Source organism: Erythrobacter sp. SD-21, from assembly GCF_000181515.1.
Taxonomy (GTDB): domain Bacteria; phylum Pseudomonadota; class Alphaproteobacteria; order Sphingomonadales; family Sphingomonadaceae; genus Qipengyuania.
The window spans coordinates 25791-43404 of record NZ_ABCG01000012.1; the positions used below are offsets into that span (position 1 = coordinate 25791).

A 17614-nucleotide genomic window follows, 5' to 3' on the forward strand; every position below is an offset into this window, starting at 1 on the left:
AGGGTTAAGATCGGGTCAACGATAGTCGGTGAGGACGCTCTCAGAGCCGTGCGAAGAGACGGCCCGCCCCCCAGCCCATCAGGACCGAAATTAGCACCGCCATCAGACCGTAGAGCAAGCCGTAATCCTGGGAGAAATACTCCACCCGGCGCTCCATGCCGACCTTGCGCACATCCACCTCGGCAACGGCAGAGGCGATCACCCGCCCCTGCGTCACCGCGAAGGTTTCGGCGGTATAGGTGCCGGTGGTGACGTTGGATGGCAGCTCGATACGCGCCTGGTAAAGGACATTGCCGGTGATCTGCACGCCGCGCATGTCTTCCTTGTAGAGGCCCTGCCGCTGTTTGAGATCGACCAGCCCTTCGGCGAATCGCAATTGTTCGTCCGGATCGAAGCTGCCGCTTGGGGAAAGTTGGATGTAGCGTAGGCCGAATTCGTAGATCGCGGCGGTTTTCTGGTCGACGATCCGCTCGATCGGCCGCGAGGAGGCGACGGCGAAAAAGCTCGGCACCGAACGAAAATCGGTGCTGCCTGCATTGGCCCAGATGCCGAGGAAGCGCTCCTTTTCGCGCAGGCGGATCGGCTCGGCCGGCCCCTTCAGCACAACCACGATGTCGTAGCCCTGCCCGGCCCGGCCGCTGGGATCGAGGACCGCGCCGAACAGCAGCAGTTCGGTCCCTGTAAAACCCTGACGCACCTGCACTTCGTGTTGCGAGACTTCGGGCACCAGCACCGGATCGCGCTGGCCCATCAGGAAGAAGGCCGCAAAGAGGATCAGCAGCGCCCTCACAGCGGATACACCGTGTAAATTTCGTCGGGCTGGTAGAACAGGCCGAGCAGCATGCGGAACGCGATGGCGAGCACGATCGCGGCAAGCACGAGGCGCAGCACTTCCGGCTTGGCCCTCACCGCAAGCTGCGAACCGAACTGGGCGCCGGTCACCGAACCGATCAAAAGCAGGCCGACCAACACGATATCGACCGCGCGCGTCGTTAGCGAATGCATGATGGTGGTCGCGATGGTGACGAAGAGGATGTTGTAGAGGCTGGTACCGACCACGACATTCGCGCTCATTCCCAGTATGTAGAGCATGGCGGGAACGAGGATGAAGCCGCCGCCCACCCCCATCAGCATAGTCAGAATACCCACCGCGACACCGACGATGGCCGGCGCGAGCGGCGAGATGTAGAGCCCCGAACCATAGAAGCGCCAGCGCCACGGAAGGTTAGCAACCAGCGGGTGGTGCCTCCGGCGCGCCGCCTGCTTGCCCCCGGTCCCGCGAAGCAATTGAAGCGATTCCTTCGCCATCAGAATGCCGATGGAGCCGAGAAGGACGACGTAGAGCGAGTTGATGACCACGTCGATCTGGCCGATCGAACGGAAGAAGCGGAACAGCAAAGCCCCGATCCCCGCCCCGATGATGCCCCCGCCGACCATCACCGTCCCCATGCGATAATCCACACCCTTGCGCCTGCTATGCGCAAGCACGCCCGAAACGCTGGCGCCCGTGACCTGCGTCGAGGCCGAGGCGGCGGCGACGGTGGGCGGAATCCCGTAGAAAATGAGCAGCGGCGTGGTCAGGAACCCGCCACCCACGCCGAAAAGACCCGACAGGACGCCCGTGAGCGCACCCAGCGCCACGATCCACAATCCGTTCACCGACAAATTGGCGATGGGCAGGTAGACGTCCATGGACCGCCTCTATCGCGGAACGTGTTCACATAAAAGCGGCCGTTCGCGCAAATGCTTCCGCCGATGCAAGAACCAGGGTCTTGCGCGCTCCAAACCTCGGGAAACTATGCATCGGCACTTGCAACGCGCTTGGCTTTGCGAAAAAGAGCGCAGCCGACATGACCGAACGCCCATCTGCCTTCCGCCTCGTTTTTGCCCCCGTCCGCGCGCTATTCGTCAGCGATGCTTCGGCCGGCATCCTGCTCATCCTCGTGGCGATCGCCGCCATGGTCGCGGCCAATTCGCCTTTCGCGGACGAATACCAGCAACTGTTTTACGGCAAGCTGCCCTGGACCCCGATTCCCAAGCTTTACGACCTGCATCTGTGGATCAACGACGGGTTGATGGCGATTTTCTTTTTCGTCGTCGGGCTCGAAGTGAAGCGCGAATGGATCGAAGGGCAATTGAGCACTGCGCAACAGCGCAAGCTGCCGATCTTGGCCGCGGTCGCCGGAATGGCGGTACCTGCCCTCTTCTATGTCGGTGTGGTCGGCGGCGATGCCGAACTGATGCGCGGCTGGGCGATCCCGGCAGCGACCGACATTGCTTTCGCGATGGGCGTTCTCGGCCTGCTCGGCAACCGCTGCCCCGCCTCGCTCCGCCTTTTCCTGCTGACGGTGGCCATCGTCGACGATATCGGCGCTGTCGCCGTGATCGCGGCCTTCTACACCGAAGAAATCAAACTGATGTGGCTCGCCGCGTCGGCGGTCGTGTTAATCGTCATGCTGGCGATGAACCGCATGGGCGTTAGCCGCTACTGGCCCTTCATCCTCATGGCGCTCGTGCTGTGGGTATTCGTGCTGTTCAGTGGCATACACGCGACCATTGCAGGCGTCGCCGCCGCGCTGACCATCCCGATGGTGGGCAAGGACGACGAGACCATGGTCGAGACGATGGAACACAGCCTTGCTCCGTGGAGCGCCTACCTGATCGTGCCAGTGTTCGGCTTTGCCAACGCCGGTGTGCCGCTTGCCGGAATTGGCATCGAGGGTGTCCTCGCCCCGCTGCCGCTGGCGATTGCGGCCGGTCTCTTCCTCGGCAAGCAGGTGGGGATTTTCTCCGGCATCTGGCTGGCCGACAAGTCCGGCTTCGCACCGCGTCCGGACAACGCGAGCTGGCAGGAAATCTGGGGTGTCTCGATCCTGTGCGGGATCGGCTTCACGATGTCGCTGTTTATCAGCGGCCTGGCCTTTGCCGGGCAGGAGTTGCTTATCAACGAGGCCAAGATCGGCATCCTGGGCGGCTCGCTGCTTTCGGCTATCCTCGGCTTCGTAGTGCTGCGCCTGTCGACCGACCATCCGGACGACGCGCGCTCGCCCTACGTGGACTGAGCGCGCTGTCGCCCCGGCGATCCGCTTACCAGCTGCCGGTGTTCTCCATGCTCGCCCAGGGTTCCTGCGGGTCGAGATAGCCATCCTGCAACAGTTCGACGGAGATCCCGTCGGGGGAGCGCACGAAGGCCATGTGCCCGTCGCGCGGCGGGCGGTTGATCGTGTGGCCTGCTTCCATAAGCCGCTGGCAGGTCGCGTAGATATCGTCGACGCGGTAGGCGAGGTGGCCGAAGTTACGCCCGCCGTCATAGGTTTCCGGCGCGCTGCCGTCCTCGGGCGGCCAATTGTAGGTCAGTTCCAGTTCGGCGACGTCCTCCTGACCCGGCGCGGCAAGGAAGATGAGCGTGAAGCGCCCCTTCTCGCTTTCCTTGCGGCGGATTTCCTCAAGGCCGATGAGCTTGAAGAAGGCGACGGCCGCATCGGGGTCGGCGACGCGGATCATGGTGTGCAGGTAATGGGTCATGCGCCTGCAGGTAGGGAGCCGGAGCGCAAAGAAAAGGGGCGCACCTTGCGGCACGCCCCTTGGTACAGCGCCAGTGAATTCTCTAGAAACTGGCGGTGATCGTCGCGACGATGGTGTCGTCCGTGAACCCGTCGATCGCGGGGCCTTCGACCCCGACATAGGCCACGCCGACTTCGAGGATCCCCGAAGACACGCTCGCGCCAAGCGACCAGTCGAGACCGGTGTCGTCGGCCGCGCCGGCGAGGAGCGGCGGAGCAAGCGCGCCGTCGGTGTACCCAAGATGCGCCGAGAGCGAGACCGGCGTGTTTGGCACGGAAAGTCCGAGATCGGTGTAGAGATAAAGATTGTCGTCCCCGCTGAGCGAATCCTGCTCGAAAGCGTAGGCTGCACCCACGGTGGCTTCTGCCGGACCGAGGTTGAACCCGACCGAGGCATAGGGCTCCCAATAGTCGGTATCGGCGCCGGTATCGCCGGAAGGATAGGCGTAATAGAGCAGGCCGACATCGACCGTGACGCCTTCCGCGACATTGCCCGACCAGCCGCCATAAATATCGAGTTCGAGCTCGCCGAAGTCGGGGCCGCCGTCGATCGAGGACGCCCAGGTGCCCACGTAGAAACCGCTGTCATGGGCAACATCGACCCCGCCCTGAATGGCCGGATCGCCGCCCGAAAGCGAGACGCCGCGGAAGCGGTAATCGGTGGTCAGGGCAGCGTTGGCGGAAACGGAAACACCGCTGTCGTCATCCTGGGCCTGGGCCATGGACGGAGCGGCGAGGCTGGCCGCGAGCGCGGCGAGCGAGACGGCAAGCTTGCCGCGAAAGGACGTTAGCATGTTCGAACTCCTGTTGGTTCGGATTGGTGCTTCGTCCCACCTGCGTTTTCGCCGGGTCCCGCTTTATCGAAGGGCTCCTCGGTCGAAATCGAAATAAAGGTGCACGATTCGAATGATCGACGCAAGATCGCTCCATAATGCATTCGCTATCGCAGCAAAAAGCGTGACTATTGTGCAACTGCGAAGGGCGCCGCTTGGGCGCGTGTGGCTTGCCGCTTGCCGCGCCTTCGCCTAAGCGCTCGCAACCCCCTGAAAGCCCTATCGCCCAGATGTTCGATTCCATCCGCCGTATTTTCTCCGCAGGCCAGACCGCCGAACGGTCGACACGCGTGCCCGAAGGCGAGCGCTGGTATGTGATCGGCGACATACACGGCCGCCGCGATCTGCTTGAGGCGCTCAAGCTCGCGATCGAGGAAGACGACGCCGCGCTGGGCGAGGCCGAGACCACGGTCCTGTTCCTCGGCGACCTTGTCGACCGGGGTCCCGACAGCCGCGGGGTGGTTACGCTGGCGCGCAAGTGGGGCAAGGAGCGCAAGGTGCGCTACCTCGCCGGCAACCACGAGGAGATGTTCCTCCAGAGCTTCGAGGATCGCGAGGTCTTGCGCCATTTCCTCAAGCATGGCGGGCGCGAAACGGTGCTGAGTTACGGCATCGACCGAAAGACTTACAACAAGATGAAAATGGGCGAGTTGCAGGAGGCGATGAAGGCCGCCGTGCCGCAAAAGCACCGCGAGTTCCTCGCTTCCTTCGAGGACATCATCATTGCTGGCGACTATGTCTTCGCCCATGCGGGTATCAATCCGAAGCGGCCGCTGGATGACCAAAAGCAATCCGACCTGCGCTGGATCCGCGACCGCTTCCTGAAGCACGAGGAGCCGCTCAGCCACGTGGTCGTACACGGCCACACGATCTTCGAGGACATGGAACACCGTGAACACCGTATCGGTATCGATACCGGGGCCTTTCGAACCGGGCGCCTGACCGCACTCGTGCTTGAAAACATCCGCCGCCGCACGATACAGGCCATCGCCAGCGACGATGGCGCCGTGGCAATTGAAAAGAGAGACGCGTAGATGAAGATTGCAATGGTGGGTTCGGGCTATGTCGGCCTGGTGTCTGGCGCCTGTTTCGCCGATTTCGGTCACGACGTGGTCTGCATCGACAAGGACCAGTCGAAGATCGATCGCCTGCACGATGGCATCATGCCGATCTACGAGCCGGGGCTTGCCGAGCTTGTCGGATCGAACGTCGCTGCCGGGCGCCTCACTTTCACCACCAGCCTTGCCGAGGGCATCAAGGGCGCGGACGCGATCTTCATCGCCGTCGGCACGCCAAGCCGCCGCGGCGATGGCCATGCCGACCTCTCCTTCGTCTATGCCGTGGCCGAGGAGATCGGCGCGAACCTTGCCAATGACGCGGTCGTCGTGACCAAGTCGACTGTTCCCGTAGGCACGGGCGACGAAGTCGAGCGCATCCTCAAGGACAGCGGCACGACCCACAAGTTCTCCGTCGTCTCGAACCCCGAGTTCCTGCGCGAAGGCGCGGCCATCGGCGATTTCAAACGCCCTGACCGCATCGTGATCGGCGCCGAGGACGAGTTCGGCCGCGAGGTCATGAGCGCGGTTTACCGCCCGTTGTTCCTCAACGAATCCCCGATCCTTTTCACCGGTCGTCGCACCAGCGAACTGATCAAATACGCCGCCAACGCTTTCCTCGCGACGAAGATCACCTTCATCAACGAGATAGCGGACCTGTGCGAAAAGGTCGGTGCGAATGTGCAGGATGTCAGCCGCGGCATCGGCATGGACAACCGCATCGGATCGAAGTTCCTCCACGCCGGTCCTGGCTATGGCGGCTCGTGCTTCCCCAAGGACACGCTGGCGCTGCTCAAGACGGCCGAGGATTACGACAGCCCGACCCGCATCGTCGAGGCGGTGGTGAAGGTCAACGAGAGCCGCAAGCGCGCCATGGGCCGGAAGGTGCTCGACGCGCTGGGCGGTGCGGACAAGGCGCGCGGCAAGAAGGTCGCGCTCCTTGGCCTGACCTTCAAGCCCAACACCGACGACATGCGCGACAGCCCGGCCATTGCGGTGGCGCAGACGCTGACCGATGCGGGTGCGGAGGTTGCGGCCTACGATCCCGAAGGCATGGAACTGGCCCGCCCGCTGATGCCGGATGTTGCCATGGTGGATGATCCCTATGCCGCTATCGAAGGGGCCGATGTCGTCGCGATCGTCACAGAATGGGACGTCTTCCGCGCGCTCGACCTGAAACGCGTCAAGGACCTCGCCAAGGCGCCGGTCCTCGTCGACCTGCGCAATATCTACCGCCCGGACGACATGCGGGCGGCAGGATTCGAATATACGAGCATCGGCCGGGGCTGAGGTTGCCTCCCATACCGGCACAGGCTTGCAAACTGGCGCAAGCTTGCGCAGTCTGGCGGAATGGATAGGGGCGCAGCGCAAAGATTGAGGAATGGGCTGCTGACCCTCGCGGCAGGCGCGCTCGCCCTGCCGCAGATCGCGCTCGCCTGCTCGCCCACTGCGGTCATCATAATCGAAACCGACAGCGAAACCGACTGCAAGGCGCTGGCGCAGCAGGCCCGTGACCTTGCGGCAAAAGCGTCACGGGCCGAAGCCTTCAACAAGCTTGTCGATGTCGCGTGGGAACTGTCGAGCGCGTCGGATGAATGCCCGGAAGAAAGCCGCGAGGCAATCCTAGCGCTCGACAAACAGGCAGGCTCCCCGCTGGCGGATCATATTGTCGGCGCGCCGGCGGCCCACCTCCTGCGGCTGGTCTCGCAACTCGAAGACGTTCCTCCCCAGCGCTTGCTCGATATTGCGCTGCGCGATTGGCTGACGAATTCGCGCTACTCGAGAGGCATTTGCAGCCCAGGTCGATACTATTCCGTTCCACCGCAAGGATGGGAAGAGCCTCAGGCTCGCAAAGCGCTGGTCCAACCCGAAAACTGGGCGTTTGCTGTCACCCAACCGGCTGGCAACCCCATGCGAGACTACATGGTTTTCGACATCCTGCTGGATCGCCATTCGCCCCTGTTCGACATCACGAGAGCGCGCGATCTGGCTCTGCAGATGCCTGGCCTTGGTCCGCGCCTGCGTGCCGCCGCCGCAATTACCGATCCGCGTTACGCTGCGCCCGATTACGAAACCGCCGCCGAACTGCTGAAAAGATGGTCGCCCTATGTCGACAACAGCCTAAGCGACGTAGAAAACCTGCAGGCGCGCAGCCTGTGGACACGCATCTCGCAGAGCCGGCTGACAAGCGAGGATGAGAAGCTCCGCAAAGATGCATTGACGCGGCTGGTCTGGGGCGATCCGGCCGCCCGCCATAGTCCAGCATTCGACTTATTCATCGATCGCCCTGTGAACTATCGATGGATGGAGAGCGCCGACCTTGCTCCGATGGATATGCGCGCCGCCCAGCGGATTGTGGAAGATTATCCGGTCAGCGCCTTTCGAAGAGGCCACGGCGGTTCAGTGCGCATCGGGGCCTTCTATGATAAGAATGGCACCTTTGTTGCGCTGCAAGTTCTGAAGGCGGCCGAACCAGTTCTGGTGCAAGCTGCAATGCGGGGTTTTCAGCGCTACTGGCGTCCTAGGCTCACGGAATTGGATGTCGGTGCGACAGCAGGAAAACGCACGATCGTGGTTCTACCGGAAATCGAATACCGCATCGGGAAGCGAGACGATGTCGCAATTTCGCCCAAGCGTATCACAATCACCCGCGCCCCCCCCGCCAGCTACGACCTTACTGAAAGGCCTTCAGCCGAACCAGTGATGGCGGTTGGCCTTAGCCTTAAGGGCCACCACGACGGCGCCGAGCACCAGCAACCCAGCGACCAGCGTAGCCAGCGCGATGGCACCGTTCTCCTGTCCGCCTCGCATATAGATGGCGAAGAGCGCCCAGGCAAAAACCAGTGCATACCACGGATTGCCGCGGCTGCGCGCGACGGCCACAGCTGCGATCACGCCGCCGACGGCGACGATCATCGCGGTGATCATCGGGAACTGCCCCGATCCGCCCACCCCGTGGTACACGATGCTGGCGCTGATATTGACGATGCTCGCCGCGGTGAGCCATGCGGCGAGCGCGCTGAAGGTGATCGCGACGATGGTGCGCTCGGCAAGGCTAAAGGGCCGCTCGAACGCCACCAGCCGGTGCAGGATGACCAGCAGCGCGGCGAGCGAAGTCACGATGATCAGCGCGGAAATCACCGTCAGATTGGCGAACTGCGTGTAGATTGCCCACACGCCCTGCATCGACAGCGCCAGCACTGATGGCCAGCCGATCTGCGCGAGCAAGACATTGTCGCGCTGCGCGGGAAGCGCCTGCCAGATTGCATAAAACGCGCTGCCGAAGAACAGCGGCCCCCAGATGGCGAAAGCCCAGCCCGCCGGCGTGATGAGTGTGCGCACGCTATCCGAGCGGTCGCCAATCGGCTCGCCATAACCCAGTTGCGGCAGGAAGGTCGCGCCGATCTGGACGACGACGGCAAGGATAATGGCGAGGCGCTGGAAGGCGGAGCGCGGCGTGGTGCTTGTCATACCAGAGCCAATCGCCCGGCCCCGCGCCAGTTCCCCTAAGCGCGTCTTTCGGCGGGGTCCCGATAGAGCCAGCCACACAGCGACGCTGGCGGGAACCCACGCTTTCGCCACCTTCAGCGTGCCGAGGATGGTGAAGAGGAGGCCAAAGGTGGCGATTCCCTCGCCCAGCCATTGGCCGCTCCCGGTGCGCGCATTCTCCGACAATTGCCATACGGGCATGTCGAACATGAAGTGCGCCGCCCAGACGCCGAGGATGCCGCCGCCGATCTGCATCAGGACGAAACCCGCTGCCTCGGGCAAGGCGATCTCGCGGCGGATGAGAAAAGCGAGCGTCACCGCCGGGTTGAAATGCGCGCCCGACAGCGGCCCGAGCATGGCTATGAGCACGGCGAGGATCGCGCCGGTCGCCACCGAATTGGCCAGCAGCGCAACGGCGGTGTTCCCACCTGCCAGCGCCTCGCCCATGATCCCCGAACCGACGATGCCGGCGAAGAGGAAGAAGCTCCCGATCGCCTCTGCGGCAAGCCTGCGTGTCACCTTTGGCCTGTGCCTTTTTCGTCGCGCCTCGAGCGCGCGTTCGCTTGCCAAGGTTACACGCGAAAGAAAAGTGCCAGGGGGCCTGTAAGCCGGGTTCTGTTCCGCACGCGGTATGCTTCCACACCAGCCGCGCGGCGGCAGCCATTCGTCTGGGCCCTGGATTGCTCCAGGGCTCGAGCAGCCAACCCGGGCGGTCGATGCGAAACGCACCTGCTGTTGCCAGCGCGCCGCCCCTATTCGGCCTTGCTCCGGGTGGGGTTTGCCATGCGGACCGCGTTACCGAAGCCCCGGTGCGCTCTTACCGCACCCTTTCACCCTTGCCTGATCCCGTGAACGGGCCATCGGCGGTATGCTCTCTGTGGCACTTTCCCTGTGGTTGCCCACGGCGGGCGTTACCCGCCACCCTTGTTTCGTGGAGCCCGGACTTTCCTCGCAATCGAAATCACGCGGCTGCCCGGCCCCCTGGCGGGTGGGGAGATAAGCGCCATCCCTCTCATTGCCAAGCGGTTCTATTGCGATCGGACGGTCCGCAGCGCTTCGTACGAGGGATAAGGAACCGCGAAGAACCCGTTCACCGACTCCTTGTGCACCCAAGAAGGATGGAACTCCGCGTTTTTGAATAGCGATCTGCAAACTCCATTGTCGAGCTCGCTACTGCCGCTTGACTGCATTACGCCGCAACCCGACACATTTCCTTCGGGATCGATCGTGAGGGCATACAAGGCCGTGCCGTTGCCACTTTCCCGCATTCTCGTTTCGAACTCTGCATCGAAAGCGAGTTCGCGCCACCTGTCCATTTCGATAGGCAATGGCGGCATAAAGCTTCGCGCCATGCCGTCGCCGTCAGGCAGGATATAGCGAACCGACTGCGTCGTGCTATCGGCAATCGGCTTGCCCGAATGATCGCGTGCAGGTTCGTAGCGGGCGTAATCGACCATCCCGCGGCATGCGGCTTGGTCGAGAGCCTCGGATTCGCTGGTTTGCGTCACCTCGCAGGATCGGACCCGACCATCGGAGCCAATCACGATCCGCATGATCACGATGCCTTGCTCCGCATTTCGCAGCGCTGCAGCAGGATAGTCCTGCTGTATTTGGCGCGCCCATGCCACGATATCCTTCGGCATGGCCCCGCGCGCTCGGCTTTCATCCTGCGCATAAGCAGGCGTAAGACTTGCGACCAGAATTCCCGCAATAGCGGCGACCCTGGTCAAAATCATTCTTGTCCCTCTATCGTGCGTGTCCCCGGTCGCGGTCCAGCAAAAGCTGGAACAGGATCGCGCGGACCTGGCCGTCGATCACGCCGTCGATCTTTTCCGGGCGCCAGCGGCGCTGGAAGGCCTCGACCGCCTTGTGCCCATCGGAAATGTCGTAGCCGAAGCGTTCGAGGGCGAGGTAGAAACTCGCGTCGTTATCGAAGGGATCGCCGCGTTCGAGCTTGGTCGGGCGCGGCAGGCACAGGCCGTATTCGGCGAGGCGGTCCCAGGGGAAGAGCTCGCCCGGATCGATCTTGCGCGCAGGCGCGACGTCCGAATGGCCGACCACATTGGCGCGAGGGATGTCGTATTGCTTGACCATGCGCGCTACCAGCGGGACCAGCGCTTCGAACTGCGCGTCCGGAAATTCGCAATAGCCGTATTTGTGGCCCGGATGATCGAGCTCGATGCCGATGCTGGCCGAGTTCACATCCTTGATGCCGCGCCAGTAGGACACGCCCGCGTGCCAGGCGCGCTTTTCCTCGGGCACGAGGCGAACGACTTCGCCGCCCTTGCCTATCAGGTAATTGGCGGAAACCTTGGCTTCGGGATCGCACAGCCGCTCGATGGCGAAGCCCTTGTCCTCCATCTCGGTGTAATGGATCACCACCATGGTGATCGGCAGCTTGCGCTCATCATGGTTGGGCGAGAGGATCTTGCGGTCGACCAGCTCGTCCTTTGCTTCGGGAAGCCCCGCACCCAGTTCGCCGAAATCCGAGCTCATCCGATCAGCCCTTCCGCTTCGGGCAGGACCGCGCCCAGCACCAGCGTCTCGTCGGTACGCGCATACTGGAGCCCTCCGCCCGACCCTTCGGCGAGCAGGTGGATCATATGCGCGGCTGCGGTGCGGCTGGAGAGTTCGGAATGCGGCAGGCTGCCGTCTATGGCCTTGCCGATGTTGTCGTCGAACGCGACCTTGGTGCCCGTGGCGCGGACCACGATCTCGCAATTGCCGTCACGCACTTCCGCCCCGATATCGAGCGTGCCGCCGCGCACCAGCGCATCGATGGCGATCTGAGCGAAGTTCAGGAGGACCTTGACCGCCGGCTTGGCAAGATTGGCCGCCTCGATTGCCCAGTGGATCTCGATCTTGTCCTTGTCCGCCACCAGCGCATCGATCAGCGCCCTGGGTTCCTGGACATCCACACGGTCGCCGAAACCCCCGGCCGCGCCGAACGCAAGACGGAAGAACTTGAGCTTGTTGGTGGAGGTGGTCGCGCTCTGTTCGAGCAACGCGATCACGTTCTTGCGCATCTCGGGGTCGTCTTCCATCGCGAGCAGCTCGAGCCCGTTGTTGAGCGCGCCCACCGGGCTCAGCATGTCGTGGCACAGGCGCGAGCACAGCATTGCCGCAAGGTCGATCGATTTACTGTCGTCCATGTATTTCCTGTCGAAACTCGAAATTTACCGCCTTCTAGCGGGGGGAGACCTCATAGGGAAGCGGCGTGAATCCCGCATCCCCTTCGCGCCAGAATGTGACGCGTCCCGCCGCGATTATCGCCCAGACAAGCCCTTGTCCCGTCGCCATGGCCTCATCCGTGGCGGAAGGACGGGCAAGACCGTCGGGATGCGAGTGGTAGTAGCCCAGCACCTGCGGCCCGCCGGACCGCGCTGCGCGGTAGGCGTCGACCAGCGCCTGCGGGTCGATCTCGAAATGGCTTTCCGGCCGGGCATGGATATTGTCCGTCCGAATGGCGGAGGTAATCGCCCCGCCCTCGCCCAACAGGATACCGCAGCACTCGCGCGGATGCGCCCCGGCCGCGGCGGCGAGCAGCGCGTCCAACACTTGGCTTGAGACTTCCTGCGTCATCGCGCATGGCCCTAGCATGTCCTCGGCAGAAGTCCTTACCGGAACACTTTCCAGCGCGGGCCGTCTCGACAAGGCGCTGGCGGACGCGACCGGTTTGTCGCGCGAGCGGGTGAAGGGCCTGATCGCGGACGGCGTGGTGGAGATCGCTGGCAAAGCGGCGAGGTCGGCGTCCGCGAAGGTGGCGGAAGGCGAGCGCTATTTCATTGCCCTACCCCCGCCAGAGCCGCTGGAGACGGTGGCGCAGGACATCCCGCTGGATGTCGTTTTCGAGGACGCGTACCTTCTGGTGGTGAACAAGCCCGCCGGAATGGTCGTCCACCCGGCGGCCGGCAATCCCGACGGAACGCTGGTCAACGCCCTGCTGCATCACTGCGCGGGCCGGCTTTCGGGGATCAACGGCGTGGCGCGCCCCGGCATTGTCCACCGGATCGACAAGGACACGTCCGGCCTGCTGGTCGTCGCCAAGAGCGATGCCGCGCACGAGGGGCTCGCGAAGCAGTTCGCCGACCATTCGATCACCCGCCGCTATCTCGCCGCATGCGCAGGCCACCCCAATCCCCCGAGCGGCACCGTTTCGGGCCGCATCGGGCGTTCGGACCGGGATCGCAAGAAGATGGCCGTGCTTCCCGACGACAGCACGCGAGGCAAGCACGCGGTCACGCATTACGAGACGGTGCGGCGCCTGAACCACGCCGCGCTGATCGAATGTCGGCTCGAAACGGGGCGCACGCACCAGGTCCGCGTTCACTGCGCGTCAATCGGTCATGCGCTATTAGGGGACCCTGTCTATGGACGCACTCCCAAGCCGCTCCGCGCGACGCTCGAGAGCCTCGATTTCCAGCGCCAGGCGCTGCACGCGGCCCGGCTCGGATTCATTCATCCTATCAGCGGCGAAAGCTTGGATTTCTGCGCCGAATTGCCCCCCGATATGAGCGAACTCATGCGGGAACTCATCGACGAAACCGCTCGTTGATATCGATGAAAGTCGATGCAATTTTCGCGTGGGCACGCTATACGTAACGAAGTGGCCCGAACGACCGGATGCCCATTAGGGGTTCGGCGCATGAGGTCGACGCAAGAAAGGTCAGGGACTACGTGAACACTACCAGAAGTTTGAGCGTTCCGGCGCTCGGCGGCGAGCAGAGCCTCAACCGCTATCTTTCCGAAATCAAGAAATTCCCGATCCTCACGCAGGAACAGGAATACATGCTTGCCAAGCGCTATGAAGAGCATGGCGACAGCGAAGCGGCTGCGCAGCTCGTCACCTCGCACCTGCGGCTCGTGTCGAAAATCGCCATGGGCTATCGCGGCTACGGCCTGCCCGTTTCGGATCTCATTTCCGAAGGCAATGTCGGCCTGATGCAGGGCGTGAAGAAATTCGAAGCCGACCGCGGCTTCCGCCTCGCCACCTATGCGATGTGGTGGATCAAGGCGAGCATCCAGGAATATATCCTTCGCAGCTGGTCGCTCGTGAAAATGGGCACCACCGCCGCGCAGAAGAAACTGTTCTTCAACCTGCGCCGCATGAAGAAGAACCTCGATGCCTATGAGGACACCGATCTTCATCCGGACGATGTGCAGAAGATCGCGACCGATCTCGGCGTGCCCGAGCAGGAAGTGGTCAACATGAACCGCCGGATGATGATGGGCGGCGACGGGTCTCTCAACGTGCCGATGCGCAATGGCGAGGAAGGCTCGGGCGAATGGATGGACTGGCTGACGGACGATCGTCCGCTGCAGGACGAGACCGTTGCCGATGCCGAAGAAAAGGAAGTGCGCCACGAAATGCTGGGCGAGGCGATGGAAGCCTTGAACGAGCGCGAGCAGCACATCCTCACCGAACGCCGGCTGACGGAAAACCCGCAGACGCTCGAGGAACTGAGCCAGGTCTACAACGTCAGCCGCGAACGCATCCGCCAGATCGAAGTGCGAGCGTTCGAAAAGCTGCAGAAGGCGATGAAGGCCATCGCCGGCGAAAGGCTGCTGCCGGGCGTGGCCTGAAGCGCTTGAGCTGAATGAAATCGAAGAGGCCCGCGTCGATTACGACGCGGGCCTTTTTCATACCTTCAACCGGCAGAAGTCGGCGGAAGTGGCAATGTCGAGGATATCGGCAGCGAGGCGGCCCGATCCGGTCTCGAGCGGATGGACGCCGGGGTCCAGGTCTGAAAGCTGGTCGGCGGGGACGAATGCCACGGGCGAGGACACCGGTACAAGCTGCGATCCGACACCGACCTGAAGGCTAGTGAGAAGTCCGTACATCCGCCCGTCATGCGTTGCGCGGCCGAGGACTATCATGCGGTATTGCCCTGCGGTGCCGGTCATCAGATAGGCATGCCCGCTCAGGTGCGGCATCGACACGAAACCCGCCTGTTCGAAGCTCTCGTCGATCCGGTCGCTCTCAGCGAAAACGAGATGGCCCTTGCGTTCGCTCCAGCGGATCAGCGTGCGATAGGCGTATATTGCATCGGGCCGATCGAAACTGGCACGCAGCGTCAGATATTCGCCCTCGATCCATTCAACGGCCGGTCGTGCGTAGGATCCCATTTCGGGAGGAGCGAGCATGGGGGCCTGAAGGTGCGGCTCGTCCGTTTCGCGCAACGAGGAACCGAGCGCCTCTTCCAGTCTCACGATGGTAGCCAGCGTAAAGCGCCGTCTTCCGGCAAGCGCTTTCTCCAGCGTCGAAAGGCTTAGCCGCGCATTTTCGGCCAGCGTCTGCCTGGACATTCGGCGGCGCGCGATCTCTTCCCTCAGCCGCAGACCGACTGCGTGATCGTCGAAGGCTTCCTGTGTCACCGCGAGTGTCATTCTCTCTCCTTTTCCGCACGGTTCCGGACAAAACCGCACAACGCTGCACCCGTCCTCAATTTGGCTGCCACGAGTGGCCGAAACTGGCCGATCTATCCCGTGGCGGTGCGCCGTTCCCTCGATCTATCGCTTAGGCGAATCAAGATGAACGGAGACTTACATGAGACGAATCGTTGACGCTTTCGCCCCCGAACGGTTCCTCTCGGCCCTGCTGATTGTCCTGTTTTTCGCATGCCTCCTGTGGACAGGGGACGCCCGCGCCGAAGAGCCGCAGCCTCCCGAAGGTGGCCTCATGTTCGTCGGCAAGGGCAGCACGGCCCAAGTGCCCGCCATGCGCTTGGGCACCGACATCAAGGCCAAAGTCTCCGGCCAGGTCGCCCGCGTCATTGTGACTCAGGCCTTCCGCAACACCTCGGATGAATGGATGGAGGCCACCTATCTCTATCCGCTGCCCGACAATGGCGCGGTCGACACGCTCAAGATGGTGGTCGGCGAACGGATTATCATCGGCCGGATCAAACCTCGCGAGGAGGCGCGCGAGATCTACGAAGAGGCGATGGAGAGCGGCAAGAAGGCGGGCCTTGTGGAACAACACAGGCCCAACATGTTCCGCAATTCGGTCGCCAATATCGGTCCGAGCGAAACCGTGCTGGTGCAGATCGAATTCCAGGCGCCCATCGAACAGGTCGAGGGCCGCTATTCGCTGCGCCTGCCGTTGGTCGTCGGTCCACGCTACGTCCCTGCACATACGATCACGGGCAAGGCGAGCATCAGGGACGCGCGAGCGATCACCGCGCCTGTCGCCGATCCCGCAATTGCCGATGGCCTCAACCCAGTCTCGATCTCGGTCGCGCTGGCTCCCGGTTTCGAACCGACCGGTATCACAAGCCCCTATCACGCCATCGCCGTCACCCGGACCGCACGGACGGCGAGCGTCCAGCTTGCCAAGGGCGAGGTGCCGGCGAACCGCGACTTCGTGCTGCGCTGGGGAGCCGCGGACGCTGCCCCTTCGGTCGGGCTGTTCCGGCAGGCATACGAGGGCAAGGAATACGTCATGGCGACGGTCACGCCGCCCGCGGCCGCAAAGGTCGAGAAGCTTCCGCCGCGCGAATTGATCTTCGTCATCGACAACAGCGGCTCGATGTCCGGAGAATCGATGCGGGCGGCGAGCAAGAGCCTGGTCTACGCGCTCTCGACCCTGCGCCCGGAGGACCGCTTCAACATCATCCGCTTCGACCATTCGATGACCATGCTCCATCCCGACGCGGTCGCAGCCGATCGCACCAACCTCGCCAAGGCGCGCCGCTATGCCGAAAGCCTGCGCGGTCAGGGCGGGACAGACATGCTGCCCGCGCTTCGTGCTGCGCTGCGCGACCGCGATCCCGACGGGAAGCGCTTGCGGCAGATCATCTTCCTGACCGACGGCAACCTCTCCAACGAGCGCGAGATGATGTCCGAAATTTCGATCGCGCTCGGCCGCAGCCGCGTGTTCATGGTCGGCATAGGCTCGGCCCCGAACAGCCACTTGATGCGGCGCATGGCCGAGGCGGGCCGCGGCACCTTCACCCATGTCGGGCAGGATGCGGAGGCGGTCAGCGAAATGCGTCGGATGCTGAACCGGCTAGCAAAGCCGGTCGTAACCGGCCTTTCGGTAAGGGTCGAAGGTTCGGACCTCGAACTTACACCGGCGGTTTTGCCCGACCTCTACGCGGGAGAGCCGCTGGTCCTGCGTGGCCGGACGGAAAGTCTTAAGGGCGAGATTGAGGTATCGGGCCTGATCGGTGGCAAGCGCTGGCGCATCGCGCTCGACCTCGACAGCGCGAAGGACAGCCCATCGATCGCCCGCCTCTGGGCGCGGCGGAAAATCTCCGACATCGAGGCGCAGCGCTGGTCCTACCAGATCGACGGCGTGGAAGCGGACAAGCAGGTCGAGGCTCTTGGGATGGCGTTCCACATCGTCACCGACCTCACCAGCCTCGTCGCGGTCGACGAGACGCCCTCGCGCCCCGAGGGCCAGCGGCTGACCCGTGAGGAATTGCCGTTGCTGCTGCCCGCAGGCTGGGATTTCGACCACCTCTTCGGTCATCAGAATACGGCCCGTCGCGCTGCGCCCGACACGGCAAGTGTGGAGCAGGAGCAGATCGACCTGCCGCGAGGCTCGCTCGATTACCGAAACGCACTGTTTCAGGGCCTTGCGCTAATGATGGTCGGCCTTTTGCTGCTGCTGTGGCGGCGCAGGCTGCGGTTCGCATGATTGGAAACGCTTCCCCCGAAGCGGGAGGGCGCG

Annotated in this window: 17 protein-coding genes and 1 other RNA gene; 6 read left to right on the forward strand and 12 right to left on the reverse strand. The window is 63.3% G+C overall.

From position 1 onward, the window contains the following. Window positions 1-40: 40 nt before the first annotated feature. Together ED21_RS14095 and ED21_RS14100 are read right to left on the reverse strand one after the other, a co-directional pair. Window positions 41-790: a TIGR02186 family protein gene (locus tag ED21_RS14095; RefSeq protein ID WP_006834606.1), complete on the reverse strand. Its 750-nt coding sequence runs from the start codon at window positions 788-790 to the stop codon at window positions 41-43. Beyond that, window positions 787-1692: a sulfite exporter TauE/SafE family protein gene (locus ED21_RS14100; protein ID WP_006834607.1), complete on the reverse strand. Its 906-nt coding sequence runs from the start codon at window positions 1690-1692 to the stop codon at window positions 787-789. The genes ED21_RS14095 and ED21_RS14100 overlap by 4 nt, the downstream gene beginning before the upstream one ends. Before the next feature lie 158 nt (window positions 1693-1850). Here ED21_RS14100 and nhaA point away from each other — a divergent pair, with 158 nt between their 5' ends. Beyond that, window positions 1851-3062 (forward strand): Na+/H+ antiporter NhaA, encoded by a 1212-nt coding sequence (nhaA, locus tag ED21_RS14105; RefSeq protein ID WP_006834608.1) that lies wholly within the window; start codon window positions 1851-1853, stop codon window positions 3060-3062. A gap of 25 nt (window positions 3063-3087) precedes the next feature. On the opposite strand, the gene ED21_RS14110 is transcribed toward nhaA, so the two are convergent. Together ED21_RS14110 and ED21_RS14115 are read right to left on the reverse strand one after the other, a co-directional pair. Then, window positions 3088-3525: a VOC family protein gene (locus ED21_RS14110; protein ID WP_006834609.1), complete on the reverse strand. Its 438-nt coding sequence runs from the start codon at window positions 3523-3525 to the stop codon at window positions 3088-3090. Window positions 3526-3607: 82 nt separating this feature from the next. Continuing rightward, window positions 3608-4357, reverse strand: coding sequence for a TorF family putative porin (locus ED21_RS14115; protein ID WP_006834610.1), 750 nt, complete (start codon window positions 4355-4357; stop codon window positions 3608-3610). 269 nt (window positions 4358-4626) lie between these two features. Here ED21_RS14115 and ED21_RS14120 point away from each other — a divergent pair, with 269 nt between their 5' ends. Both ED21_RS14120 and ED21_RS14125 read left to right on the forward strand, forming a co-directional pair. Next, on the forward strand, window positions 4627-5430 hold the full coding sequence (locus tag ED21_RS14120) for a metallophosphoesterase family protein (RefSeq protein WP_006834611.1): 804 nt from the start codon (window positions 4627-4629) through the stop codon (window positions 5428-5430). Next, complete coding sequence (locus tag ED21_RS14125) at window positions 5431-6741, forward strand: UDP-glucose/GDP-mannose dehydrogenase family protein (RefSeq protein WP_006834612.1); 1311 nt, start codon at window positions 5431-5433, stop codon at window positions 6739-6741. A gap of 333 nt (window positions 6742-7074) precedes the next feature. On the opposite strand, the gene ED21_RS15715 is transcribed toward ED21_RS14125, so the two are convergent. From ED21_RS15715 to ED21_RS14160, 7 genes are all read right to left on the reverse strand, one after another. After that, entirely contained in the window at window positions 7075-7404 is a 330-nt protein-coding gene (locus ED21_RS15715; RefSeq protein WP_006834613.1) for a hypothetical protein, read from the reverse strand. A 735-nt stretch (window positions 7405-8139) separates the two neighbouring features. After that, window positions 8140-9459 (reverse strand): aquaporin, encoded by a 1320-nt coding sequence (locus tag ED21_RS16020; RefSeq protein WP_369766096.1) that lies wholly within the window; start codon window positions 9457-9459, stop codon window positions 8140-8142. Window positions 9460-9528: 69 nt separating this feature from the next. After that, window positions 9529-9925, reverse strand: an RNA gene (gene rnpB, locus ED21_RS14910) — RNase P RNA component class A. Window positions 9926-9968: 43 nt separating this feature from the next. Then, complete coding sequence (locus tag ED21_RS14905; protein WP_233995775.1) at window positions 9969-10670, reverse strand: TonB family protein; 702 nt, start codon at window positions 10668-10670, stop codon at window positions 9969-9971. Between the two features lie 16 nt (window positions 10671-10686). Beyond that, complete coding sequence (locus ED21_RS14150; RefSeq protein WP_006834616.1) at window positions 10687-11436, reverse strand: N-acetylmuramoyl-L-alanine amidase; 750 nt, start codon at window positions 11434-11436, stop codon at window positions 10687-10689. Next, on the reverse strand, window positions 11433-12092 hold the full coding sequence (locus ED21_RS14155) for a histidine phosphotransferase family protein (RefSeq protein ID WP_006834617.1): 660 nt from the start codon (window positions 12090-12092) through the stop codon (window positions 11433-11435). The genes ED21_RS14150 and ED21_RS14155 overlap by 4 nt, the downstream gene beginning before the upstream one ends. Before the next feature lie 34 nt (window positions 12093-12126). Then, complete coding sequence (locus ED21_RS14160; protein ID WP_006834618.1) at window positions 12127-12522, reverse strand: M67 family metallopeptidase; 396 nt, start codon at window positions 12520-12522, stop codon at window positions 12127-12129. A 16-nt stretch (window positions 12523-12538) separates the two neighbouring features. Between ED21_RS14160 and ED21_RS14165 the strand changes: the two genes are divergently transcribed. Together ED21_RS14165 and rpoH are read left to right on the forward strand one after the other, a co-directional pair. Then, window positions 12539-13495, forward strand: coding sequence for an RluA family pseudouridine synthase (locus ED21_RS14165; RefSeq protein ID WP_006834619.1), 957 nt, complete (start codon window positions 12539-12541; stop codon window positions 13493-13495). A 122-nt stretch (window positions 13496-13617) separates the two neighbouring features. Beyond that, on the forward strand, window positions 13618-14523 hold the full coding sequence (gene rpoH, locus ED21_RS14170) for an RNA polymerase sigma factor RpoH (RefSeq protein ID WP_198005872.1): 906 nt from the start codon (window positions 13618-13620) through the stop codon (window positions 14521-14523). Window positions 14524-14580: 57 nt separating this feature from the next. Here the strand turns inward: rpoH and ED21_RS14175 are convergent, their stop codons facing one another. Then, the gene (locus tag ED21_RS14175; RefSeq protein WP_006834621.1) at window positions 14581-15327 is read right to left on the reverse strand and encodes a helix-turn-helix transcriptional regulator; all 747 of its coding nucleotides are present in this window, start codon (window positions 15325-15327) and stop codon (window positions 14581-14583) included. A 160-nt stretch (window positions 15328-15487) separates the two neighbouring features. On the opposite strand from ED21_RS14175, the gene ED21_RS14180 reads away from it, so the two are divergent. Then, window positions 15488-17581 (forward strand): marine proteobacterial sortase target protein, encoded by a 2094-nt coding sequence (locus tag ED21_RS14180; RefSeq protein WP_006834622.1) that lies wholly within the window; start codon window positions 15488-15490, stop codon window positions 17579-17581. Window positions 17582-17614 lie beyond the last annotated feature (33 nt).